The organism is Enterococcus sp. AZ020, assembly GCF_050499205.1.
Classification (GTDB): domain Bacteria; phylum Bacillota; class Bacilli; order Lactobacillales; family Enterococcaceae; genus Enterococcus_L; species Enterococcus_L dunnyi.
Genome location: NZ_JBIPAT010000001.1, coordinates 1,304,260 through 1,329,090 on the forward strand (window position 1 = coordinate 1,304,260; position 24,831 = coordinate 1,329,090).

The window sequence follows — 24,831 nt, forward strand, 5'->3', positions numbered from 1 at the left end:
TTTGTTTCAGTCGGTGTAACGGTTATTTTTATGACTAGTCTTCTTCTTTCAATAAACCTTTAAATAGCCCTACAGCAAAGTCATTCGCATCAAATGGTTCTAAATCATTGATTCCTTCTCCTAAACCAACTAATTTAACTGGCAAATGCAGTTCATTTCTGATTGCTAAAACGATCCCGCCTTTGGCCGTACCATCTAACTTAGTAAGAACCAAGCCGGTCACATCCGTCGTCTCTTTGAATTGCTTCGCTTGAGACATGGCATTTTGTCCCGTTGTCGCATCGACAACAAGTAATACCTCATGCGGTGCATCAGGAATTTCACGCTGGATCACCCGTTTGATTTTTTCTAATTCATTCATTAAATTGACTTTGTTTTGCAGACGGCCGGCCGTATCAACCAATAAGATGTCTGCATTCTCTGCTTTTGCTCGCTCTACTGCATCAAAGACGACCGCTGCCGGGTCACCGCCAGCATTGCCGCGAACAACCTCTACACCAGCACGTTCGCCCCAGACAACTAATTGATCGATCGCACCTGCTCTAAACGTATCCGCTGCTGCCATCAACACTTTCTTCCCGTCTTGCTTGAATTCGTGGGCCAATTTACCAATGCTGGTTGTTTTTCCAACTCCATTTACACCCACAAAAAGCATAACAGTCAATCCATCAGTTTGGATATTCAACGCGTTGTTTTCTTCGACACCTTCTGCTTCATACAGATCGACCATTTTTTCGATGATCGTATTTTGAATCGCAGCTGGTTTCTTCGCATTACGTAACTTCACTTCTTGACGCAACTGGTCCGTGATCTTGATCGCTGTATCAAAGCCAACATCGGCACCAATCAAGGTTTCTTCTAGCTCTTCAAAAAAGTCTTCATCAACGGAACGAAAATTAGCAAATAATTCATTTAAACGTTCGCCAAAAGTTTTTCGAGTTTTCTCCAGCCCTTTTTCATACTTTTCCTGTACAATGATCTCTTCCTGAATTTCTTCAGCTGCTTCTGGTTCAGCGACCTCTTCCGGCAGTACTTCATCTGTCATAGGCTTTGGTTCTAATTCAATTTCAAGTTCTGGTTCTACTACTGAATCGACATCTATTTCTGCTTCTAGTTCTGGCTCAGATTGCTCTGATAAAGAATCAACATCAGTTTCTTCTGGGGCAGAAACTTCAGAGCCGGCTTCTGCTTCTTCTAATGCCTCATCTGTTTCGATTTCAGCCGGTTTCGTTTCTTTTTCATTCATAAAAGCTTTTTTTATTTTGTCAAAAAATCCCACTTAGTTTCCTCCTTTCAATGGTTCTAAAACAAATTTTTCCACTGCTTTAGCCACGCCATCATTATCATTTGTATCTGTGATCACATCTGCTAATTCTTTTACACGAGGAACCGCATTTTCCATAGCAACACCTAGGCCTGCATATTCGATCATCGGCAAATCATTCTCCTCATCACCGATCGTCATGATCTCTTCTTGCTCGATAGCTAAATCTTTAGCTAATAAAGAAATACCGTACGCTTTTGTGATTCCTTTCGGCATGAATTCTAATAAATTACTTCTCGTTTTGATGACTTCGTATTTATCATAGAATTCACTAGGAATTTTCTTGATTTGTTCGTCCAGATAATCCTCATCGATTGCTACGACCGCTTTGTTGTATATGCGCTCAGCTGTCAAATCAACCAATTCAACAGGTTCGAAGGTCAATAGATTATTTAGCTGACTGTATAAGGAAGTGTATTCTTTAGAAACTGGTAATTGAAGAACTATTCCATCAGATAGAATATCCAAAGGGACATTCAGAGTTTCAGCTAATCCATGCAGAACGTGAATATCTTCAAGCGGCATTGGATTTTTTTCAATGATTTCACCCGTATCATTTTTTTGGACCAGCCCACCATTGAATGTAATACTATAATCACCATTATCACGCAGATCCAATGTTTCAAGATACCCTTCTATCGCAGCTAATGGACGACCTGTACAAAGAACGACCTTAACCCCTGCTGCCTTTGCTTGTGCTAAAACAGCTTTATTCCTAGATGAAATTTCCTTCTTACTATCTAATAACGTCCCATCCAAATCAATGGCAACCAATTTAATCAAATAAAAACCTCCTCGTATAATAAAGTTATCAGATTTATTCTGATATTTTGTTTTCATCCCCGTTGGGGTATGATTATTTCGTACAGATAGAGGGCATAGTTTTTCCTCCTTGAAGCTTTGTCTTCCTAATTAAGACTGATGCCTCTTCTCTACGGACTGTATATGAATGAGCTGGATAGAACCGTGTTTCTGAATCTCTCACGAGGCTATATCGTCCCTAGAGTTTGAGGAAAACCTTATCTGTAAACTCTTGTTGAAAGGTGTTGATTGTATGTTCTTTATCGGTATTGATATTGGAAAACGAAACCACGAAGCAGCTCTACTTGATGAACAAGGGAAACTACTTGGAAAAACACTTCGCTTTGCCAATTCTAAACGCGGGAGTGAACAGCTCCTACAATTTATTAATCAGTATGAACTATTGCCTGATACTACTATGATTGGAATGGAAGCAACTGGTCATTATTGGTTATCGATTTATTCATTTCTACATCGATTGGGATTTCATGTAACAGCTTTTAATCCGATTCAATCCGATTCTCTTCGAAATTTCTATATCCGTAAAACCAAAACGGATACCGTGGATTCAGTCTTAATTGCACAAGTAATGCGTATGGACTTACCTGACCCAACCCAACTGCCTAAAGAAGAAATTTTTCAATTAAAACAGTTGGAACGGTTTCGTTACAGCGTTGTTGATAATATGTCGGACTTGAAACGGAAAGTTATTGCTTGTTTGGATCAAGTGTTTCCAGAATATAATCAGCTTTTTTCCGATATGTTCGGAAAATCTTCTACACAGTTATTACTTCAATCTCCTTTGCCAGAGGATTTGGTAGAAATTGACTCCGATAAATTAATCCAACTGCTGAATCAAGCGAGTAATGGTCGCCTAGGGCGATCCAAAGCGGAACAAAAAGTGAATCAGCTAAAAGGTATCGCAGAGTCTTCTTTCGGTATTAGCATTGCGACAGATGTTTTCAAGCTTCAAATTCAATTACTTTTAGAACAGATTCAATTATTTGAAAAACAAATTCATCAGCTTGAAGATGAAATGGTTCGGATTGTTGAAAAACAAGAAAATTTCCTCACGACTATTACAGGAATTGGTCCAATAACTGCCGCAGTTATCATAGGGGAAGTGGGCGATATTCATCGATTTGAACGCCCAAATCAATTGCTTGCTTTCGCAGGACTAGATGCCTCTGTCCATCAGTCTGGTGATTTTACAGGTACCCAAAATCATCTGTCAAAACGAGGCTCCCCCTATTTACGCCGAGCTATTTGGCAAGCAGCTTTTATTGCTTCTCAAAAAGATCCTGCTTTATCCGCTTATTACCAAGGTCTTAGAACTCGGGGGAAATCCCACGGAACAGCTATTGGAGCCGTTTGTCGTAAGCTTGTGAACATTATTTTCGCTATTTGGACAACGGATAAACCTTATGAAGTTCGTTTAACTTCTGAAACTGAAGCCTAGAAAATTTTAAACTATATGCTAGGCTTATTTGTCGTGCACTACAGTTGCACAACAAATAACTAAAAAAAATACTCGTTTTTACTTGACCTTTTCATAGCTGGCTTAATTTAAAAGCGGAACAGGCTCTTCAAGCTCTGACAGAAAAATAGGAAAAATCGATTGAGACGTTTTTTGTCTCACTCTATTTTTATCTTTTTTCCGAAGAGCTAGCCTGTGTAGCTGGACAATTTAAAAGCGGAACAAATCGTCTAATCCTGTAGAAAATTAGGAAATTGACTTTGAGACGCTCTTTGTCTCACTGGCAATTTATCTATTTTCCTAAGGATTGATTTGTGTAGCTGGATAAGATAACGGGGCAACACTTTCCTTCGAAACTCTTGTACTGTTCAACATCAGTTCATTTCATGCTCTGTGTCTCTCAGCAAAAGCGGAATAAGCCGTTTAGTCTCGACTAAAATACAGCAAAAATAAAATATAATCCTCTTTACCACAATTTATTTTTATCTTTTTCCCAAAAAACTGTCTTGTGCAGTTCATCAATGATACTCCTTACAAAAAGCAGATCCTATTCTACATCAGCTTTCCGCCACGATCGCTCCGCCTTCTTTGACTTCTTCCAATCGAACCGAAACAATTTTAGACACACCTGATTCCTGCATCGTAACCCCGTACAGTACATCAGCAGCCTCCATCGTTCCTTTACGGTGCGTGACAACGATGAACTGAGTATCGTCTTCAAACTCACTTAAGTAGTGACCAAATCGTGAAACATTCGCATCATCCAACGCCGCTTCCACCTCGTCAAGGACACAAAACGGTACTGGACGTACACGGATGATCGAGAACAACAAGGCAATTGCCGTTAAAGCGCGTTCTCCACCTGAAAGTAAACTTAAATTCTGCAGCTTCTTGCCTGGCGGCTGCGCTTCGATTTCAACACCTGTATTCAGCAAATCATTAGGATCTGTCAAAATCAACTCTGCCCGACCACCGCCGAACATATTTGGAAATACGACTTTGAATTGTGCACGAATCGCTTCAAATACTTCACTAAAGCGCGTCTTAACTTCTTCGTCCATCTCACTCATCGTTTCAAATAATTGATCTTTAGCATCCAGCAAATCATCTCGCTGTGAGACTAAGAATTCATGACGTTCATTGACTTGCTCATACTGTTCGATCGCATTCAGATTGACTGGTCCTAAACGTTCGATCTCTCGTTTCAATCGTTTTACTTCGATTTTAGCCTGATCCTGCTCCATCGTCAGTTCATAATCTTCAAAGGCGCGTTCAAAAGTTAAGCTATATTCTTCCTGCAAATATTGCAGAGAATTATCCAATTTGATTTCAGAACGGTTCTTCTCGACTTCGATCTTTGTTTGTTCGGTCAATAGATGCTGTTGTAGTTTATTTTCTTCAGCTAAACTAGTATCGATTTGATTGACCTGCTCTTGCAGTTGCTGACGATTCATTTTAGCTGTTTGAATGCTGTTTTGCAGCTGTTCTCTTTTTTCAGCTAACTGTTTCATTTGAATCGCTAAGCTTTCCTCGGTGACCTGGTGATCCGTCGAGTTGTCATTCAATTGCTGTAATTGTTGCCGTAAAGCTGTTTCTCGTGCTAAAAATTCATCTAGCTGTGCTTGTTTCTCTGATAGTTGTTCATTCAAATGAGCAAGCTGCTCCGCCGCAACTGCCTGATCAGCCTGAATCTGATTGTATCGTTCAAATGCCTCTGCCCGTAAAGTTTCCATCTGGCTCGCTTCTTGATCGACCTGCTTCATTTCCTGATCTAAGCTGTTTCTCTGTTGATCAAGTTTTTGCTGTTGTTCCGTCAATTCTTCTTTTTTCGCTTGATATTCCGTTAAAAATTGATGCAGCTCTCGTGCTTCAAATTCAAAAAGACGCTGTTCTTTTGTTAAACGAGTGATCGTTTCTTCCTGATTGGTCAATTTATTTTGAAGTTCCTGCTGTTTCAAACGGCTGATTTCGCCCGTTGAACGCAATTGCTCAAGCTCTTCATTCAACTGCTTGACTTCATCTGTCAGCTGCTGCACTTCTTTCTCAGTCGCTGCCAGCTGTTTTTCCACACGTTCCATTTGTTCAGTCAACGTTTGAAGCTCTTGTGTTTGAGAAAACAGACTCCCTTGATTGCCGCGCTTATTTGCACCACCGGTCATTGAACCGCCGGAGTTCATGACATCTCCTTCTAAAGAAACCACGCGATATTGATAATTGACCGCTTTTGCTAGCTGATTGGCGCTTTCGAGATTTTCCGCTAATAAAGTCACGCCCAAAAGATTTTGGATAACGTTGCTGACTTCATCGGAAAAACGAACCACTTCACTCGCAATTCCTAAAAACCCTGTTACATTACCAACACGGTCACGAACAGCACTGGAGACACTTCTAGGCTTGATCGTCGTTAATGGTAAAAAGGTGGCACGGCCGCTATGCTGCTGCTTTAAAAATGTAATTCCAGCACGGCCAGCTTTCTCCGTTTCAACCACGACATGCTGTGCCGCACCTCCTAAAGCTGTTTCGATCGCAACTGTATATTCTTTTGGAACATCGACCAATTCTGCTACAGCACCAACGATTCCTGTCAATTGCTCTTTATGTTTTAAAACTGCACGAACACCTTGATAAAAACCAGAGTAATTTTCTTGGATTTCCTGCAAGCTTTTTTGACGTGCTTTGGCTTGTTGGACTTGATTCATTGCTTGATACATTTGTTTTTGTTTAGCTGCCAGCTGACCTTGCTTTTGATCCAGCTGATGTTTCAGCTGAGTATATTGCTCTCTTTGCTCCGTTAGTGATTGTTCTGAAGCCGCTAAATCGGCAGTCACTTGTTCTTTGTCAGCTAACGCTTCCGCCATTTGTTTTTCCAGCGCTTCATGCTTTTGGATCGATTGCTGATTTTTAGCTGTTTCCTGCTGATATTGGCGTTCTAAATATTTCAAATCATTCGTTGTATTTGCTTGTTCCTGCATCACTTCAACATATTGACTACGCAGTTCTTCCAGTAATTCTTTTGACGATTTGCTATATTTTTCAACTTCCAGCTCTGAAGCTTTGATCGCTTCAACGAATGCTTCACGTTGAGCTTTTTTTTCTGCTACTTTATTTTGCAGCTCCTGCACTTCTTCACGATAACGAGTGATTTTTTCAGCATTTTCTTCTAAAGATTGCTGATATTCACTTGTTGTCTGCAACGTGTGTTTTGAGCGTTCGACTAAAACGTCTTTTTGTCCTTCTGTTTGCTTCAATGCTTCTGTGATTTGCAGCAATTGCTGCTGCTCTTGTTCGATCTGTTCATCCAACTTATTGCGTTTCCCTCTAAGTTGGAACAACTCATCTTCTGAATCACGGATTTTTTTACTTGCTGCATTTAGCTTACTTTCGATTTCCGTCAATTCTGCTGTTTTGACTTCCCACACAGCCTTGGCCGACTCGATTTCTGTGACGGTCAAGCTTACATCGATTTCGGTCAATGTCTCTTTCAGCTTTAAAAACTCCTTCGCCGCTTCGCTTTGGGCAGCTAGAGGAGTCAGTTGGTCTTCTAATTCGTAAATGATATCTTGAACACGGCTTAGATTATCTTCTGTTTCAAATAATTTCTGCTCGGCTTTTTTCTTACGCTGCTTGTATTTCAACACACCCGCTGCTTCTTCAAAAATACCGCGGCGGTCCTCTGGTTTACTATTAAAAATCGCTTCGACTTTCCCTTGAGAGATAATTGAGAATGACTCTTTCCCTAATCCAGAGTCCATAAATAAATCATGAATATCTTTTAAGCGGCAGGCTTGTTTGTTGATGAAAAAATCACTCTCACCTGTCCGGCGAAACCGACGTGTTACACTGATTTCAGTAAAATCCAATGGTAAAAAATGATCACTATTATCCAATACAACCGTTACTTCAGCTATATTCAATGCTTTACGACCTTCTGATCCGGCAAAAATAATATCCGGCATCTTTCCGCCGCGAAGACTTTTTGCCGATTGTTCGCCTAAAACCCAGCGGATCGCTTCGGTGATGTTGCTTTTTCCACTGCCGTTTGGACCTACGACAGCAGTCACTCCATTTTCAAATTCTATAACGGTTCGATCCGCAAAGGATTTAAACCCTGCGATCTCAATTCGTTTTAAATACACGAATAATACGGCTCCTTCCAAGCTTACTCAGGATGTTTTTTCAGCGCTCGTTCAGCGGCATCCTGTTCTGCTAATTTCTTCGACTTTCCTTGTCCCGTTCCAATCAATTTTCCATCGACATACACTTCGATCGAAAAAATCCGATCATGTGCGGGCCCTTCTTCATTGACTAAACGATAGTCGATCGTTACATCTCCTTGACGTTGTAATACTTCTTGTAGATGTGTTTTATGATCCATCTCATGTGAAAAAGCACCAGCATCGATTTTTGGGAAAATCACTTCAGCAATAAATTTCTTCGCTGCGCCAACTTTTTGATCTAAGTATAATGCACCTAAAAAGGCTTCAAATAGATCACATAACAAGGCAGGACGTTGACGGCCGCCAGAATTTTCTTCTCCTTTTCCTAAAAGGATATATTGGTCGAAATGACATTCTTTTGCAAATTTCGATAAACTGTCTTCACGAACGATCGCTGCACGCATTTTCGTCAATTTGCCTTCCGGCATTTCTGGAAATTGCTGATACAAATATTGAGAGACTAATAGCTCCAATACTGCATCTCCTAAAAACTCTAATCGTTCATTGTCAGACAACTTTAAATAGCGATGCTCATTCACATAGGATGAATGCGTAAAAGCTTGTTCTAATAGGTTGACATCATGGAAAACAATGCCGTAACGTTCTTTTAGTTCGGTAGTTAACTGATTGTCCATTTTCTACATTCCTTTAAGTTTATTTACAACCTTCTCTATTATACTTTTTTTTCCAGTATTTTTAAATGGTTAGGGGAGATTTGCCGTAAATTCACACAAGGATTCATCAGATTCGAATGGTTTTTTCATCATTTTTTGGTTTCAAACAGCTTTTCTGGCATTTTTACGATAAAACATTCTGCCTCTCTTCTAGATAAAAAGAAACAGCGTGATAGGACCATCTAATCCTATCACGCTTTGTAGTCTAGCTAGCTGCCAAAAAACCGATTGATTTCGATCCGAGCTGCTTCCGGGGAATCTGAAGCATGGATGATGTTATGATAGCTATTATTACCATAATCTCCACGAATCGTCCCAGGTGCAGCTTCCAAACAATTGGTCGCTCCAATCATCTTTCTAACTGTCTTTATGACTGAATCCCCCTCTAGGATGAGGTAGACCACTTCAGAAGATGTCATATACGTTATCATATCTTCAAAGAAGTCAAATTTTTTCACATGGGCATAATGTTCCTCTGCTAAATCCCGAGTCATTATTCCCACTTTCAGTTGGCGGATAATCAACTGCTTTCTTTCAAAGCGCTGCAGGATTTCTCCCACTAATTTACGCTTCACTCCGTCCGGCTTGATAATGATCAATGTTTGTTCCATTCAACTTCCCTCCAAATAGTTACAACGCGATAATGAAAACGCTTAACAAAGAGATTACCACCACTCTTGGAATCTGTCTAGTATATAAGTAACAAAAAAGAGTAGAGGTTTGTTTGGAATAACTAGTACAAACGACTGAAAGAAGAACTGACTCGTTTCATCAGTTTTTCTTTCAGTCATTTTAATGATCTATCAGAACTTTACTGCAATTTATCCGCAGTCAACTCAAGTTTCGACCAATCCATTTTTTCACTGCTTAAAACTAGATTTTTCACACGATTACTTACTGGCATAATTGTGTAATAATTTGTTGTAGGGATAACAAAGGCTTCTTTTTTAGCATATTCTTGCCAATCATAGAACGCTTTTTTCCGTTCTTCCTCATCAAACGTTTTATCTGATTCCAGCGCTTTAAGCAACTTATCATTTTCCTCAGAAGCAAATCGAGTATAGTTAAACTCGGAATTTCTGCCATACAAACCTGTAGGAGCTGGATCGAGACCTGTCACCCACGCTGCATTATAGACATCGATTTCAGGGTCATCTTCTTGCAATTTTTTGTAAAAGGCCTGGGAATCCATTAGACGGCCGCCTGACAATTCAACTTTCAACCCGATTTTTTCCCATTCTTGAATCATGTAATCAGCTAGAGCTTGAGAAATCTCTTCATTTTTCCGACAAGCAAAATTAATAACCAGCTTTTCACCTTTTGGATCTTCACGAATACCATCATCATCCGTATCTTTATACCCAGCTTCGTCTAGTAATTCCTTGGCTTTTTCATGATCATACGTGTACCCTTTTTGATCCGGATTATGAACACTAGCGAAAAATGAAATAATCAAAGAGTTCGTTGTATCTCTCAATCCATGGTAAAATTTATCCGCTATTGCTTCTGTATTGATTGCATAGCCCATCGCCTGACGTAAATTTTTATTGGCCATTTTAGCATTTTCGTCATATGCAACAGCTGATTTTTCAGCATCCCATTTTCCCATTTTAAACCCTAAATACGTATATGCATTTTGGAGCTCTCCTAGTATTTGGTAACCATCTAAGTCTTTATACGTATCATAGCTATCTACTGGCATATCTTCTACTAAATCATACTCTTTAGACTTCATACTTTCGACTATGCTAGCCGTTGGTACGATCGTCTTAACAATTTTATCGATTTTAGGTTTGCCCCCATAATAATGTTCATTTGCTACAAAGGTAGCAGATTCACCTGAAACAAACTTATTCAGTTTAAAAGCACCTAATGTTACTGGATTTTTCCGTACTGGATCGCTTGTTTCCATATCTTTGACTGCAATCCCTTCAAATACGTGTTTAGGAGTAGCATTATTCCAAAGAACACCCCCAGCAAGCTTAATCGCTGGGTTCATTTCTGTATACGTGATTTCTACCGTACGTTCATCTACAGCTTTAATCCCAGAAATCTTATCCGTCTTTCCTTCATGATACTCTTTCATTCCAACGATTGTTTCCATCTTACTACCGTAACGGACGCCAGAATAATCTTTATGACCGATAATTTCGTATGGGAAAATCACATCATCCGTCGTTACAGCCTGACCGTCACTCCACTTAAGATCTTCACGTAAAATGATCCGTGCCTTTTTGTTGTCAACATCGATTTCAAAATCAGCTGGTCCGCCTTCAACCAATTTTCCTTCATCATCATATTTGATCAATGATTCAAAGGCGCCTTTCATGATTGTTGTATCCAAGCTATTTGAAGAAAAATTACTATCAAAAATACCAGGAAATTGTGTATCCGCAGCAATCGCTATTTTTAGTGTCCCTCCAGCTATGCCCTCATCTTCATTTTTTACTTCCTTAGCAAATTTCAATTCTTCTTTAGCTGTTTCTTTCTCTTCTTTCTTTCCTCCGCTGCCACATGCCGCCAGTCCTAATGATAGAACCAACAATAATGAGGCACACCCAATTAATTTCTTTTTCATACAATTTCCTCCTATTTTTCATTTTAGTTACCCTAAACGCTGTTTTGCATCAGCTGCTCGTTTGAACGCTTGCCCCACATAATTTATACTTAGCATCAATACTAAAATCAGGATTGATGCTGGCAACCAAACCCATTGTTTATTAACTAACACATCTCCACTACTTGCAAAACTAATCAACGTTCCAAGACTAGGAACATTCGCAGGTAGCCCAAATCCTAAAAATGTCAGTGTCGTTTCAATACCAATATTACCGGCAAAATTCATCGTCAGATTCGTAATAATCAACGAGCTTAAATTAGGCATAATTTCACGAAACATGATTTTGAAATCACTTGTTCCCATCGTTTTAGATGCATTTACATAATCTCGACGGCCTTCAGATAGTGTTTTACTTCTAAATAGACGAGCCTTGGCAACCCAGTAAAAAGCGCTCATTACGGCAATAAACGACCAGACATTGTACTTTGGAATAATCGTTATGAAAACGATAATGATCATCATCATTGGCAAAATCATTGTAAAATCAATGATTCGCATAATGATATTGTCAACCTTACCACTGTAATACCCTGAAATAATACCGATTCCCACACCAATAACCGAGGTGATAATCGTAATGGCAAATCCAATGACAATAGAATTTCTTGCCCCTATTAGTAATTGTCCTAAAACGTCTCGTCCACCTTCGTCCGCGCCCAAAAAGAAGGTTTCTCCCGGCGGCGTGTATTTCTCAAAAATATCGACCATCATTACCTTATTTTGATCGACTACAAGAGCACCTATAAATGTTACTGCGATAATAATGACTAAAATACCTAATGAAAAAAGAGCTAATTTATCTTTTTTAAACTCTCTCGCAATCATTTTCAATCCCAAAGCGGGTTCACTTACCTCTGGAGATAGCTGGGCTTCTACAATTTCTTCCATGGATTCATTATTCATCATCGTTCTCTATTCTCCTTTCATTGACTCACTGCACTCTGATCCTTGGATCGATGGTGCTCATGATAATATCGGATATAAGTGTTCCAAAGAGTGTCGCAAGTCCATAAATCAAAATAAGTGCTGTCACCACACTGTAATCCCTCTGAACAATCGATGTGATAAATAAATTTCCCATACCAGGAAAACCAAAAATACGTTCAATAACGACTGAGCCACCTAATAAACCAGTGATTTCATAACCTGCCATTGAGGCAATCGGTAATGATGCATTTCTAAAAATATGACGTGTAAATATTTTATTGGTGGGTACCCCTTTCGCTCGAGCTGTTCGCACAAAATCACTCGATTTCAAATCAATCACTTCACTACGCAGATACTGAATTGTAACGGCGGTCGCTAACAAAGCAGAAGTAATAGCTGGTAAGATCAAATGATAAAAGCGACTCCAAAAATACGCAAGTGTTCCAGGTTCTACATCAGGAGACACTGATCCAAGCGTTGGAAACCAACCAAGCCGATAACCGAAGAAAAAGAGAAGTACGAGAGCAAACACAAAACTTGGTATGGCAAAGCTAAAAAAATTATAAACAACGACAGCTTTATCAAATTTAGAATTTTGGTAGCGTCCCGAAAGAACACCTAAAGGCAAAGCGATTGCATACGTTAAGATCACTGTTAGTAAAGAAAGCCAAACTGTATTCATCGCTCGTTCACTAATCAAATTAGCTACAGGTATTTTGTATTGATAACTCGCACCGAAATCACCTTGAAACGCATTACCTAACCATCGAAAATATTGAACATACCAAGGATCATACAGACCGGCTTTTTCTCGCAACAGCTCAATTTGTGCTGGATCAGTTCCCGGCTGGATCAAACCCGAAAACGGATCGCCCGGCATCATTTTAGCAAGAACAAAAATCAAGACACTCAAAATCAAGATTTGAGGAATCATGAAAAGTATTCGTCGTAAAATTGTTTTCCACATTACTCTGCACCTCCATCTTTTAACGCCACTTGGTGTGTTGGACTGATTTTACGTAAATCATAAACACGGCCGTTTTCATCATAATATTCACTTTGACGAGCGATATATTCCTGTTCTACTTTGCGACGCTCCGCCTTGTGCGCTTCTCGATGTGCAACATCGATTTTAGGAATTGCAGACAGTAATCGCTTGGTGTAAATATGCTTTGGATCATTATAAATGTCTTCACGGGTACCGATTTCTACAAATCGGCCTTTATACATGATCGCAATATTGTCACACATATGTTTTACAACACCTAAGTCATGAGAGATAAACAAATAACTCAGCCCGTATTCTTCCTGAATATTTTTCATGAAATTCAATACCTGCGCTTGAACAGATAAATCTAATGCTGAAACTGGTTCATCCGCAATGATCAATTTGGGATTAGTCGCAACCGCACGCGCTACTCCCAGACGCTGTCTTTGACCGCCTGAAAATTCGTGCGGATATTTATATAATGCGTCTTCAGGTATTCCAACGATATCTAGTAATCCTTTGACTTTCTTTTTCTCTTCTTGATCACTTAAACGTTCAAAATTTCTGATTGGCTCTGAAATAATATCCAAAACTCGTTTCTTAGGATTTAAACTGGACATTGAATCCTGAAAGATCATTTGGACATCTTTGTTATATTTCATTGCTTTTCGTGTTCTCGCCTGTGTTACTTCCTTATTTTGATAAAGGATACTGCCGCTAGTGATTTTCTCCAAACCGATAATTGCTTTACCTGTTGTGGATTTTCCTGAACCAGATTCTCCAACCAAACCATAAGTCTTGCCTTTTTCGATAATAAAATCGACACCATCAACTGCTAAAACATGATCTGTCACCCGATTAAAGAAGCCGCTGCGAATAGGATAGTGAACTTTCAGATCTTTGATTTGAATAATTTCCGCCATTACATTTCCTCCTGTTCATCTCTAAATTTAAAATGCTGATAACAGGTGCAACGAACGAAATGATTTTCTTCAACCTCATGCAAAACAGGGGTTTCTTCATGCGCATCTTCCGGTATCCAAGGAATTCTGGAAGCAAAGCGACAACCTGTCCGCGGTAGTTTACTTAACGAAGGAACAACCCCTTCGATCACATGTAATTGACTATTTTCTGAATTTTCTTGTGGGATCGACTGTAGTAGTGAGCGAGTGTATGGGTGCTTTGGATTGTCAAATAGCTCTTTTGCAGAAGCCACTTCTACAAATTGTCCTGCATACATCACCGCAACTTTGTCCGCCATCTCCGCTACGACACCTAAGTCATGTGTAATCAAAATAATGCCAGAACCTGTTTCTTCTTGTAAATCTTTCAGAAGATCTAAAATTTGAGCCTGAATCGTCACATCTAATGCAGTTGTCGGCTCATCTGCAATAATGATTGCAGGTTTACATGCAATCGCGATTGCAATGATCACACGTTGACGCATACCGCCAGAAAGCTCATGAGGATATTGCTTTCCTACTCGCTCAGGATTAGGTATTCCAACCTGCACAAGCAATTCAAGCACTCGCGCTTGTTTTTGCTCTGCAGTCATATCCGTATGATATGTCAGACTCTCCTTGATTTGATCTTCGATCCGCATCAAAGGATTAAGTGCAGATAACGGATCTTGGAAAATCATGCCAATGTCATTTCCACGAATTTTGTTGTATAACTGCTCATTAAAGGTCGTCAAATTTAAATCTTTATACAGAATCTCTCCACTGACACGAGTATTATTCGCATCATGCAGCCCCATAATCGTTGTAGCTAAGGTGCTTTTCCCGCAGCCTGATTCACCGACGATCGCTAAAATTTCATTTGTCCCTAACTCAAATGACACATCATCCACTGCATCATAATATTCATCCTTTAAACGAAAACCAGTATGCAGATGCTGAACGTCTAATAGTTGATTTTCCTTACTCACATGTGTACACCCCTCTATATTTCATACTTTAAAATACCGATCAATAACATATGAAAGATTTTTTTAATCTTCCTGTAATCTTTTTAATCAATTGTATATAACTCTTAGTAGAAATGCAACATTTTGGTTAAAATAAGTAGTTCCACGACAAAAAAGAGAAGCAAAACGATTGATCGTCTTGCTTCTCTTTCATTTTTTAGTTCTTATAAGTGATTCATAATATAATCTACAGCGGCACCAACTGTTTCAATTTGCTCTGCGTCTTCATCTGAAATTTCTGTACCAAATTCATCTTCAAGCTCTAAAACAAATTCCATTACACTAATCGAATCTGCATTCAAGTCATCTTTAATGTTTAATTGATCTGTCACTTTTTCAGCTTCAATATCAAAGTGGTTTGAGATAATCTTCGCTACTTTTTCCAATACTTCTTCACGAGTCAACTGTGTTCACCTCCACTGTTTTTGAACAACGTTTTGCTTTTAGTGTTAAACGCTATGATACATTGTACTCACAAATGATCGATTTGTCCATCTTTTTTTGCAACTTTATTACAGAATGGTTGCATTCTGGTTGCGAACCCTCTTATTCTTTTGTTTCATAATAGCTTACAAGCTGCGGTACAACCTCTGTTTTCAGCATTGTATGAATTTGACGGATCGTATAACGAACTGCTTCCGGTCCGGTCGATCCATGCGTTTTGATGACGGGTGCTTTCAATCCGAAAAGTACTGCACCGCCATGTTTTGAATAGTCCATTTCACTTTTCATCCCACGCAAAGCATTCTTTAAGAGCAGTGCGCCCATTTTTCCTTTAACACCTTCAGCTAAAATAGACGTTTTCAACAAGCTCATCATGTTTAGTGCTGTTCCTTCGATCGATTTGAGCACCGCATTCCCTGTGAAACCATCAGTAACAACAACATCCGCAGCCCCACTCAATAAATCACGTGCTTCGACGTTGCCAATAAAATTGATCCCTTCTTCTTCTGAAAGCAACTCAAATGCCTTTTTCGTTAGCTCACTGCCTTTTGTGGCTTCTGTTCCATTGTTTAAAAGAGCTACACGGGGATTTTTCACATTTCTTACTTTTTCGGCATAAAAAGAGCCCAAAACTGCGTATTGTACTAAATGCTCCGGCTTATTATCAGCATTCGCTCCTAAATCCAGCATATCAAAGCCGCCATCCGCCTGACCCATTACAGGCAAGGTCGACATCAACCCAGGACGCTCAACATTTTTGATCCGTCCGACAATAAATAATCCCGCAGCTAGAAGTGCTCCTGTATTCCCTGCAGAAAAAATCGCATCTGCTTCACCATTTTTTACTGCCTGAGCAGCCAAAACCATCGATGCTGTTTTCTTTCGACGAATCGCCTTGACCGGTTCATCATCGCTACTGATTTTTTCATCCGTATGAACGATCGTGATATTCTTTTCATCTGTTACATATTTTTTAATTTCAGTTTCTTTCCCATAAAGTAAAAACTCAACATCAGGAAAATCCTGTTTAGCCAGCATAACACCTTCAACAATAGCCTGAGGTGCATGATCGCCTCCCATTGCGTCAACAGCAATCTTCATAAAATAGTCCCTCCTAGATAAGTACAGTAAGTAGTATAACATATAGAAAAGCGGAACAAAGCGTTTTACTCTCTTGAAAATTAGGAATCTGACACTGAAACGCTCTCTGTTTCATTGACAGATTATCTATTTTCCTTGAGAGTTGCTTTGTGTAGCTAGATCAAGAAAAGCGAAATGAGCCCGCTTAGTCTCGAAAGAAAAATAGAAAATGATGATTGAGACGTTCTTTGTCTCACTCCTCATTTATCTTTTTTCCGAGAGACTGGCTCATACAGCTGGATCACGAAAAGCGGAACGAGCCGCTTAGACCTTGAACAAATTAGGAAAATGATGGAAAGATGCTTTTTATCTTTTCAAAATTTTATCTATTTGTTGAAAGGTCTGGCTCGTGTAGCTAGATCACGAAAAGCAGTACAAGCCCATTTAGTCCTTAAACAAATTAAGAAAAAGACAAAAAGAAGCTCTCCATCTTTTCCTATTTTTTCTATCTATTGAAAAATCTGGTTTATTCCATTCAGCTCATTTATCAAAAAATCCTAATCAAAAAACTGTTGCTCCGCTTCATGAGGTTTGATTTTCTCAGCCGCTCCACGATACTCCGGCAGCAGCCACCACTGTTCTTTTTTCCAAATCGCACTTGCTTCCTGCCGTGCTACTTCCAGAATATTGAAATCTGTGACAATATCACCGACGGCAAATTGCGGAATCCCAGATTGTCTCGCACCGAATACTTCTCCCGGACCACGCAATTCTAAATCTTTTTCACTTAATACAAAACCATTATTCGTTTCCGTCATGATTTTCATTCGCTCAACGCCCATTTCATTCTTAGGATTGGCGACTAAAATACAGTAGGATGCATCCGAGCCACGACCAACACGACCACGCAGCTGATGCAGCTGCGCTAAACCAAAACGATCTGCGTCCATGATCAACATGACCGTAGCATTTGGGACATTGACGCCGACTTCGATTACTGTCGTGGAAACGAGAATCTGCAGATTATTCTCTTTGAACTCCTGCATGATCTCATCTTTTTCTTGGTTCTTCATTTTCCCATGAAGCAAGCCAACTTGATAGTCAGGATTGAAAAAAGCAGACATGTGTTCAAAAATCTCTGTTGCATTCTTGACGTCCAGTGCCTCAGATTCTTCGATCAAAGGACAAATGACATATGCTTGATGACCGCGCGCGAGTTCTTTTTGCATCCATTCCAATACCGTATCTAACTGTGGCGGGCGGATCCAACGTGTTTCGATCGGGATTCGTCCAGCAGGCATTTCATCGATGATCGACACATCCATTTCCCCAAAAGCTGTGATAGCCAACGTTCTAGGGATAGGTGTCGCTGTCATAAATAGAACATCCGGCTTCAATCCCTTTTCTCTAAGTATCCGCCGTTGATTTACACCAAAACGATGCTGCTCATCTGTGATCACTAGTCCTAAACGATGAAAAATAACATCTTCTTGAATCAATGCATGTGTGCCAATGATGATGTCGATTTCTCCTGATGCCAGTTGTGCTAAAATGTCACGTCGTTCCTTTGTTTTCGTCGAACCTGTCAATAAAGCTGTACGTACCTCCAAAGGATCGTATAGTTGTTGGAGACTTTCCATATGCTGCTGAGCTAAAATTTCGGTCGGCACCATCAGTGCGCCTTGAAAACCAGCTGTCATTGTTGCATACAAAGCAATCGCCGCAACGACTGTTTTCCCGCTTCCTACATCTCCTTGAAGCAAACGCTGCATATGGTTGGCACTCATCAAGTCTCGGCAAATCTCATTTGTCACTTTCTTTTGTGCCGCAGTCAATTCAAATGGTAATTTTTTTGTAAATTCCTTTAAACGTTCAACATCATATTGAATACTTAACCCGTTCTTCTCTGCTTTCTCCTGCCGTTTCAACCCTTGCATTTTTAACTGAAAGAAGAAAAACTCTTCAAAAACGACTCGACGCTTAGCTTGATGACTTTCCTCTGGATCACGCGGAAAATGCATCGCAAAAATCGCTTCTTTTCTTGAAATCAGGCGATATTTTTCTAACAATTCTTCTGGTAAAATTTCCTGGATCAGTTCTCCATAGCTATCAAAACCAGCACGAATAAGCTGGATCAAACTGCTTTGCCGGACCTTTTTGTTCACATGATAAATCGGCGCAAAATCTTCCCCTTCATTTTTCGCAGCTAAGATCTTCATGCCATTCAATGACTTTCTTTTTGCATCCCATTTTCCATAGACTGCAATCTCTTCTGACATTACGATTTTGTCTTTTAAGTATGGCTGATTAAAAAAGGAAACATTGATCACCGCATGGTCCTGCATCATCCGGAACATCAGTCGGCTCTTTTTGTACCCATATCGGCTAACAACAGGTTCAGAAACAACGAGGCCTTTAAGCGTCACTTTTTCTTGATCCTGAATGTCATTTAACTCTTTTTCCTGAATGTCTTCATAGCGAAAAGGATAGTAAGTCAGCAGATCTTCGATCGTTTGGATCCCCAGCTCTTTCAAATTCTCGGCACGCTTTGGTCCTACACCCGATAAGACACTGATGTCATCTGATAAATCCACTTACGCCCCTCCTCTCATCTTTAAAATACGAAATTTTTCTTCATTGATATTAATATAGCATTTTTATTCCTGTAAAAAAAGGGACTGAGACATAACTCTACGAGTTACAACCCAGTCCCTTTAAAATGAATGAATGACGGAAGCAGACGTAACTACTTCGCTGCGCTTCGATCATATCAGCTAACGCATCCAGCTTCACTATTGTTCAAACAACAAAGTGAAACGAACAAAATTCTAAGTGCTAAAGCACTACGAGTCGAACATTTCTGTCCCGTCTTCTTATAGATTTCTTGATTATTCAGCTGAAAACAAGTATGGATAAACCGGCTGTCCGCCTTCGTGAAGTTCTGTTTCCAAATCTTCAAATTCAACAGTCAACGCTTCTGCAAATTGCTCAGCTTCCTTCATTGTTCCGCCTTCACCGACAATGATCGTGACGATTTCAGTATCTTCGTCGATCATACATTTTAGCGTATCCAATGAAGCTTTAGCCATATCTGGCTCGGAAACGACGATTTTTCCATCGATCATTCCTAGGTAGTCATCTTTTTTGATCTCAACGTTATCGATCGTTGTATCACGTACAGCTGTCGTAACTTGACCACTGACAACACTTTCGATCATTTCTGTCATCGTTGCTTTATTCTCTTCAAGAGATTGTTGATCATTGAAAGCAAGCATCGCTGTCATTCCTTGAGAAATTGTCTTCGTAGGGACAACGGCTACAGGAATATCAGCTACTTCAGCTGCCTGATCGGCTGCCATGAAGATATTTTTATTATTTGGTAAAATAATCACTTGATCAGCATTGACTTCTTTCACTGCTTTCAAGATATCTTCTGTACTTGGGTTCATTGTTTGACCACCGCTGATGATGTAGCTTGCTCCAAGGCTGCGGAATAATTCCTGAACGCCTTCTCCAGCTGCGATCGCAATTACCGCATAAGGAACACGTGCTTTTGGCGCAGCTGCAGCTTGTGCATCATGCTCAACCAATGTTTCATGTTGTAAACGCATATTATCAACTTTGATTTTAACTAATGATCCGAATTTTTGTCCGTAGTTCATAACTTCACCAGGATGTTCTGTATGAACATGAACTTTGATGATTTCATCGTCGTTGACAACCAGTAAAGAATCGCCTAGTTCGTTCAGGTAATTTCTGAATGTGTCATAGTCGAAATCACTATCTACAGTTGGACCTTCACCGATTTGTACCATGATCTCTGTACAATAACCAAACTTGATATCTTCTGTGGCAACGTGTCCACTAACCCCACGATGATGTTCAGCATTGACCATTTCATCCATTTCGCCTGGTGTTGGTTCATATACTTCTGTAGCTAAAAAGTTACCAGATAATGCTTCTAAAAAGCCTTCATAGATAAATAGTAACCCTTGACCTCCACTGTCTACAACACCCACTTCTTTTAACACAGGTAAAAGATCTGGTGTTTTAGCTAACGCGCGTTTAGCACCTTTAACAACAGCTTCCATCACTTCAATACAATCATCTGTTTCTTTTGCCTTACGTTCACCTGAACGGGCAGCTTCACGAGAAACAGTCAAAATTGTTCCTTCTACAGGTTTCATTACAGCTTTATAAGCAGTTTCTACTCCATGAGTAAACGCTGCGGCTAAGTCTTGTGCATTCAGCGTAACAACGTCTGGAATTTGTTTAGAAAAACCACGGAATAATTGCGATAAAATAACCCCAGAGTTTCCTCTAGCGCCCATCAATAATCCTTTTGAAAGGACTGTTGTTAGTTCTCCAACTTTTTCAGAACGAGAATCTGCTACAGCTTTTGCTCCACTTGTCATGGATAAATTCATATTTGTTCCTGTATCACCATCCGGCACAGGGAAAACATTCAATGAGTTGACATACTCTGCATTGACATGCAGACGACTCGCACCAGCCTGAACCATTTCTTGGAACTGACTTGCACTGATTTCTGTTACATTCACCTAAAAATCCTCCTTTAGATTGCTGCTAATAGACGAAAAGTATTTCTTCTATTTAACAGTCGGCTGCCTAGTCAGGCAACACACGAACACCTTGTACAAAAACGTTGACAGAATTAGCAGTGACACCAAGTAATGTCTCAAGGTTGTATTTGACTTTTTCTTGTACATTTCGAGAAACTTCTGAAATCTTTGTTCCATAACTTACGATTGTATATACGTCGACCGCTACGCCATTTTCTTCTTGACGTACGACTACACCTTTAGAGAAATTCTCTTTGCGCAAAATGCCATTTAAATTATCTTTGATTTGGTTTTTACTAGCCATCCCGACGATTCCGTAGATATCTGTCGCAGCTCCGCCAACTACAGTAGCGATAACCTCATTGGTAATCTCAATGGTGCCTGCTGGTGTTTTTATTTTTACAGCCATTGATGAAAGCCTCCTTAAAGAGCATAATTGCCCTATTTTCTTCTATAATATTTTAACATAGCAACCTCTCAATGAAAAGGAAGTTAATTAGAATATTATAGAGTGTCTCACCATATTCGCCAATATTTGTATAATTTACATTGTTTACGGTAAATTGTCAATTACACAAAAAATACAAGAACTGACTCTACTCATCAGATCTTGTATTTACATTTTTATAAATTTTTCATTGCTCTCACGGACACTAAACATTCTTCACCATTACTCATCTTGACGATCCGCTCACTTTTTATAACTTTATTGATATGATTCCGATTGATCAAATAGGATTTATGACAGCGGTAAAAGTCGGTACATTGTTCTTCGATATCTTTTAAAGAACCATAAAATTCAATCTCTCCATTTTCCAAATGGAGAACGATTTTATGAGAGGCAGAAGAAGATTCAAAAAAAATGATTTCTCCCATATCCACAGAACGAATCGTGTCACCATCCTTGAGCTTAAATAATCTTTTTTGGTTGCCTCGCTCATTAGTCACCCGTTCGTGGGCTAATTGGATATTTTCACAAATTTTTCGCTGAAGATCATCTTTATTATCCTTGATGATGTAATCCATAGCCTCGACTTTATACGTAAAAGTCAGATATGATAGTTCCCCATGCGTAGTAACAAAAACAATTTTGCCTAAATCGTCATACTTTCTGATTTCAGCTGCTAGTGTTAATCCTGACATCTCATGCTGTAGATCAACATCCAAAAAATACAGACCGATGATCTTAGGATTACTTTTGACAAACTCGATTACTTCTAAGGGATTCCCTGTAGAAAATGCCAATTCCATATCCAGACTTTCCATCATTATATAATTTTTGACATACATCTCAATCGTTTGGCGTTGCCGCCAGTCATCCTCACAAATAATAACAGATATCACTTTACTCACACCCTTTCACTATGTTCTATTGTTAATTTTTGTGTAAACATTCCATCACTGATGGACGTAGCCAGCCGAACATTTTTCAAGGTTCGAATCAGCTCTTGAACATTGCTCAATCCCTCTCCTCTGCCGGCACCTTTTAGTGAAAATCCTCTTTGCTTGAGTATATGAAACTTAGGTAAATCTGATCTACAAGAATTTTGGATGATGATATGAACAGCCGATACATCTTTGTAGACTGCCACTGCAAGCTTACCTTCACCTAAAAATTCAAGTTCTTCTATAGAATTATCTAAAAAGATACCTAAGATTCTAACTAAGGAAATTGAGTCGATCGATAATTCTTCTATGATTCCATTCACTTCCAGCTGTGTATCAATTCCTTTTTCCTGCATTGAAATCAATTTAGAGGCAAGGATACTTTTTACTTCTCTAACTCTGATATTCCCGATCGCTTCCAGCTTGAAATCATTTTGATCAATAAGTGTCGAAGTCTTTTTTATTTTGTTAAAATAGTAATCACTAAGACCTTCATAATCCCTGTCTACAATAAAATCTTCTAACGAATTCAGTATATTTTTATAATCATGTCGAAATTTCCGGATTTCCTTGTATTGATTTTCCATTACCTCCATGTACCGTTGATTTTCTAAATATTCTCTTTCTTTTTGTTGCGTATCATATTTATTTTTCAGTGAGCTGATATACATAAAAAAAGAGACCAATGAAGCGGCTAAATATAATAGGAAGAAGATCAAATTGACGGTTACGATTTCATTATTATTTCCTAGATAAACACCGAAAAAAATACTCACATAGTATATGATCATCGTGACTATTCCAATCACATGAATCAACGGAGCACTTTCGTTAATGACAGGAAATTTTTCTCCTAGCCTTTTTGCCTCTTTAGCAATCATGAATGTGATGACTACAGACAGCAACAAGCTAAGCACTACTTGTATAAACATATTTAAATTCCCAGAAGAGCTCATTTCTGTACCGAATATATTTTTTCTTATAATTGATACACAATGATCACTTATAACTGAAATAATAACTACATAAGAATTCACACCTAGCACCTGAATAAGATTTTTAGAAATAAAATGGTAGCCTAAGATCGTTATACAAAAAAACATAAATATGATGCCGTAAACACCTAGAATAGAGAATACTTTTCCATTCAGGATAGTAACAATTACTAAGCTTAGGATTTCAGAAAAACTAATCTTTTTATTAAGCATCAGTAATTTGAAGTTTATGTAGTTAAAAATCACCTGTAACATCGCCATAACATTACTTATAATAAAGATGAATTCCAATACATTAGAGCCTCCTTACATTTCTATTAGTAAAAAAATTATATACTCTAATAAACTGTAAAGCAAGTATTCTTCAAAAATCAAAGAGAGCCTGAAACAAAACTAAACATCAGTTTGTTCCAGACTCTAATTCCGAATAAATATGTCTCGGCCTTTTTTTAGTTCGATTCACTTTCTTTGATCAAAAGGTCAGGAACTTCAGGCTCGTCATAAAAGAAACTACAACACATTGCAATATTCATTGTTCCATAATTTCTAAAAAACCTTACCAAAAATGCTTTCATAATTTATCTACTCCTTTAAATTTATTTGGTATAACATACATACTGGCAAAAAACATCCCTAAAACAATCAAATTTTCAGTTAGTGCAGATGCTGTAATCAAATATAGACCATTCAGCACGCCCCAACTGACTATAGATTTAACTCGCAACGCCTTCTTCCGATTCGATTTTGATAATTTGTTTTTGTCGGTAACACCTGGAGAGAATTTTAGCAATACGACTAGCGATAGTAGTCGTATGTAAAATAATAGATAGGTAGGAATCAAGATCCCACTTTGGCAGAGCACTGGTAACCCTACAAATTAAAGCAAGCTGCTTGATACACATCCTAAACTCGTCTTCGCATGTTTCCCATAGGAAAAAGTTCTTATCAAAAGAAAACTTGCGTGAAAAATAGAAGTAGCAATAGCGACCTTAAAAAGGAGAGCCGCCGTATATACAATCAAGAACTTTGTTATATTGATAACAAACGCTTCTAATCCTAACTTGCATTTTAGAAAATCGATTTGATCCATTTCTTCTTTAATGATCAAGTTCAATATTCTTTGACTCACTGTTCGTTCAATATTCCATAAATTCCATATATTCGCCATATCCTCTCCTCCTTCGATACTATAATTTTATCAAGTGTTGATCACGACAAACGTTTTTTGCCTAAATTAGCTTAAACAGATCATAATTGTCAGAATATTCTTTCTTGTTCGCCTAAACGTTTATTTATTTTACTCAAGTGTCGACAGACTAAAATGCTTTGATTTTTAAACCCCAAAT

19 protein-coding genes and 1 pseudogene are annotated in these 24,831 nt (G+C 38.9%); 1 reads left to right on the forward strand and 19 read right to left on the reverse strand.

Annotated features, from left to right (window positions below):
* Positions 1-34: 34 nt before the first annotated feature.
* Together ftsY and IGI58_RS06390 are read right to left on the reverse strand one after the other, a co-directional pair.
* A complete protein-coding gene (gene ftsY, locus IGI58_RS06385; RefSeq protein ID WP_429954074.1) occupies positions 35-1,279 on the reverse strand; it encodes a signal recognition particle-docking protein FtsY in 1,245 nt (414 codons plus the stop codon).
* Positions 1,280-2,107: a Cof-type HAD-IIB family hydrolase gene (locus IGI58_RS06390; RefSeq protein ID WP_429954073.1), complete on the reverse strand. Its 828-nt coding sequence runs from the start codon at positions 2,105-2,107 to the stop codon at positions 1,280-1,282.
* Between the two features lie 271 nt (positions 2,108-2,378).
* Here IGI58_RS06390 and IGI58_RS06395 point away from each other — a divergent pair, with 271 nt between their 5' ends.
* Positions 2,379-3,584 carry an IS110 family transposase gene (locus tag IGI58_RS06395; RefSeq protein ID WP_429952432.1) on the forward strand — a complete coding sequence of 402 codons (1,206 nt, stop codon included), beginning with the start codon at positions 2,379-2,381 and terminating at the stop codon, positions 3,582-3,584.
* A 575-nt stretch (positions 3,585-4,159) separates the two neighbouring features.
* Here IGI58_RS06395 and smc read toward each other — a convergent pair.
* The 17 genes and pseudogenes from smc to IGI58_RS06480 all read right to left on the reverse strand — a co-directional run bounded on the left by smc (position 4,160) and on the right by IGI58_RS06480 (position 24,653).
* Positions 4,160-7,738 carry a chromosome segregation protein SMC gene (smc, locus tag IGI58_RS06400; RefSeq protein ID WP_429954072.1) on the reverse strand — a complete coding sequence of 1,193 codons (3,579 nt, stop codon included), beginning with the start codon at positions 7,736-7,738 and terminating at the stop codon, positions 4,160-4,162.
* Positions 7,739-7,761: 23 nt separating this feature from the next.
* Complete coding sequence (gene rnc / locus IGI58_RS06405; RefSeq protein ID WP_087641841.1) at positions 7,762-8,454, reverse strand: ribonuclease III; 693 nt, start codon at positions 8,452-8,454, stop codon at positions 7,762-7,764.
* 248 nt (positions 8,455-8,702) lie between these two features.
* Positions 8,703-9,104 carry a nucleoside-diphosphate kinase gene (gene ndk, locus IGI58_RS06410; RefSeq protein WP_225534544.1) on the reverse strand — a complete coding sequence of 134 codons (402 nt, stop codon included), beginning with the start codon at positions 9,102-9,104 and terminating at the stop codon, positions 8,703-8,705.
* A 200-nt stretch (positions 9,105-9,304) separates the two neighbouring features.
* Entirely contained in the window at positions 9,305-11,071 is a 1,767-nt protein-coding gene (locus IGI58_RS06415; RefSeq protein ID WP_429954071.1) for an oligopeptide ABC transporter substrate-binding protein, read from the reverse strand.
* A gap of 27 nt (positions 11,072-11,098) precedes the next feature.
* Positions 11,099-12,001, reverse strand: a complete 903-nt coding sequence (locus IGI58_RS06420; protein WP_429955351.1) for an ABC transporter permease — start codon at positions 11,999-12,001, stop codon at positions 11,099-11,101.
* 43 nt (positions 12,002-12,044) lie between these two features.
* The gene (gene opp4B, locus IGI58_RS06425; protein WP_429954070.1) at positions 12,045-13,007 is read right to left on the reverse strand and encodes an oligopeptide ABC transporter permease; all 963 of its coding nucleotides are present in this window, start codon (positions 13,005-13,007) and stop codon (positions 12,045-12,047) included.
* Positions 13,007-13,951 carry an ATP-binding cassette domain-containing protein gene (locus IGI58_RS06430; RefSeq protein ID WP_429954069.1) on the reverse strand — a complete coding sequence of 315 codons (945 nt, stop codon included), beginning with the start codon at positions 13,949-13,951 and terminating at the stop codon, positions 13,007-13,009. Before IGI58_RS06430 ends, opp4B begins: the two co-directional genes overlap by 1 nt.
* Positions 13,951-14,958 (reverse strand): ABC transporter ATP-binding protein, encoded by a 1,008-nt coding sequence (locus IGI58_RS06435; protein WP_429954068.1) that lies wholly within the window; start codon positions 14,956-14,958, stop codon positions 13,951-13,953. Before IGI58_RS06435 ends, IGI58_RS06430 begins: the two co-directional genes overlap by 1 nt.
* 203 nt (positions 14,959-15,161) lie before the next feature.
* Entirely contained in the window at positions 15,162-15,401 is a 240-nt protein-coding gene (gene acpP / locus IGI58_RS06440) for an acyl carrier protein (RefSeq protein WP_087641834.1), read from the reverse strand.
* A gap of 142 nt (positions 15,402-15,543) precedes the next feature.
* Positions 15,544-16,542: a phosphate acyltransferase PlsX gene (gene plsX / locus IGI58_RS06445; protein WP_429954067.1), complete on the reverse strand. Its 999-nt coding sequence runs from the start codon at positions 16,540-16,542 to the stop codon at positions 15,544-15,546.
* Positions 16,543-17,078: 536 nt separating this feature from the next.
* Entirely contained in the window at positions 17,079-19,115 is a 2,037-nt protein-coding gene (recG, locus tag IGI58_RS06450; protein WP_429954066.1) for an ATP-dependent DNA helicase RecG, read from the reverse strand.
* Positions 19,116-19,409: 294 nt separating this feature from the next.
* On the reverse strand, positions 19,410-21,083 hold the full coding sequence (locus IGI58_RS06455) for a DAK2 domain-containing protein (protein WP_429954065.1): 1,674 nt from the start codon (positions 21,081-21,083) through the stop codon (positions 19,410-19,412).
* A gap of 67 nt (positions 21,084-21,150) precedes the next feature.
* Positions 21,151-21,513, reverse strand: coding sequence for an Asp23/Gls24 family envelope stress response protein (locus tag IGI58_RS06460; protein ID WP_087641830.1), 363 nt, complete (start codon positions 21,511-21,513; stop codon positions 21,151-21,153).
* A gap of 215 nt (positions 21,514-21,728) precedes the next feature.
* On the reverse strand, positions 21,729-22,457 hold the full coding sequence (locus IGI58_RS06465) for a LytR/AlgR family response regulator transcription factor (RefSeq protein ID WP_429954064.1): 729 nt from the start codon (positions 22,455-22,457) through the stop codon (positions 21,729-21,731).
* The gene (locus IGI58_RS06470) at positions 22,454-23,776 is read right to left on the reverse strand and encodes a GHKL domain-containing protein (protein ID WP_429956317.1); all 1,323 of its coding nucleotides are present in this window, start codon (positions 23,774-23,776) and stop codon (positions 22,454-22,456) included. Before IGI58_RS06470 ends, IGI58_RS06465 begins: the two co-directional genes overlap by 4 nt.
* A gap of 158 nt (positions 23,777-23,934) precedes the next feature.
* Complete coding sequence (locus IGI58_RS06475) at positions 23,935-24,060, reverse strand: AgrD family cyclic lactone autoinducer peptide (protein ID WP_207114598.1); 126 nt, start codon at positions 24,058-24,060, stop codon at positions 23,935-23,937.
* A pseudogene (locus IGI58_RS06480) lies at positions 24,057-24,653 on the reverse strand (accessory gene regulator B family protein). Before IGI58_RS06480 ends, IGI58_RS06475 begins: the two are co-directional and overlap by 4 nt.
* Between the last annotated feature and the right edge of the window lie 178 nt (positions 24,654-24,831).

What these genes read in the sequence shown, in the direction of transcription:
- IGI58_RS06395 (WP_429952432.1), top strand. Translation starts at nt 2,379, where the DNA reads ATGTTCTTTATCGGTATTGATATTGGAAAACGAAACCACGAAGCAGCT.
- IGI58_RS06420 (WP_429955351.1), bottom strand. Translation starts at nt 12,001, where the DNA reads ATGGAAGAAATTGTAGAAGCCCAGCTATCTCCAGAGGTAAGTGAACCC.
- rnc (WP_087641841.1), bottom strand. Translation starts at nt 8,454, where the DNA reads ATGGACAATCAGTTAACTACCGAACTAAAAGAACGTTACGGCATTGTT.
- IGI58_RS06430 (WP_429954069.1), bottom strand. Translation starts at nt 13,951, where the DNA reads ATGGCGGAAATTATTCAAATCAAAGATCTGAAAGTTCACTATCCTATT.
- IGI58_RS06475 (WP_207114598.1), bottom strand. Translation starts at nt 24,060, where the DNA reads ATGAAAGCATTTTTGGTAAGGTTTTTTAGAAATTATGGAACAATGAAT.
- IGI58_RS06415 (WP_429954071.1), bottom strand. Translation starts at nt 11,071, where the DNA reads ATGAAAAAGAAATTAATTGGGTGTGCCTCATTATTGTTGGTTCTATCA.
- opp4B (WP_429954070.1), bottom strand. Translation starts at nt 13,007, where the DNA reads ATGTGGAAAACAATTTTACGACGAATACTTTTCATGATTCCTCAAATC.
- ndk (WP_225534544.1), bottom strand. Translation starts at nt 9,104, where the DNA reads ATGGAACAAACATTGATCATTATCAAGCCGGACGGAGTGAAGCGTAAA.
- IGI58_RS06460 (WP_087641830.1), bottom strand. Translation starts at nt 21,513, where the DNA reads ATGGCTGTAAAAATAAAAACACCAGCAGGCACCATTGAGATTACCAAT.
- plsX (WP_429954067.1), bottom strand. Translation starts at nt 16,542, where the DNA reads ATGAAGATTGCTGTTGACGCAATGGGAGGCGATCATGCACCTCAGGCT.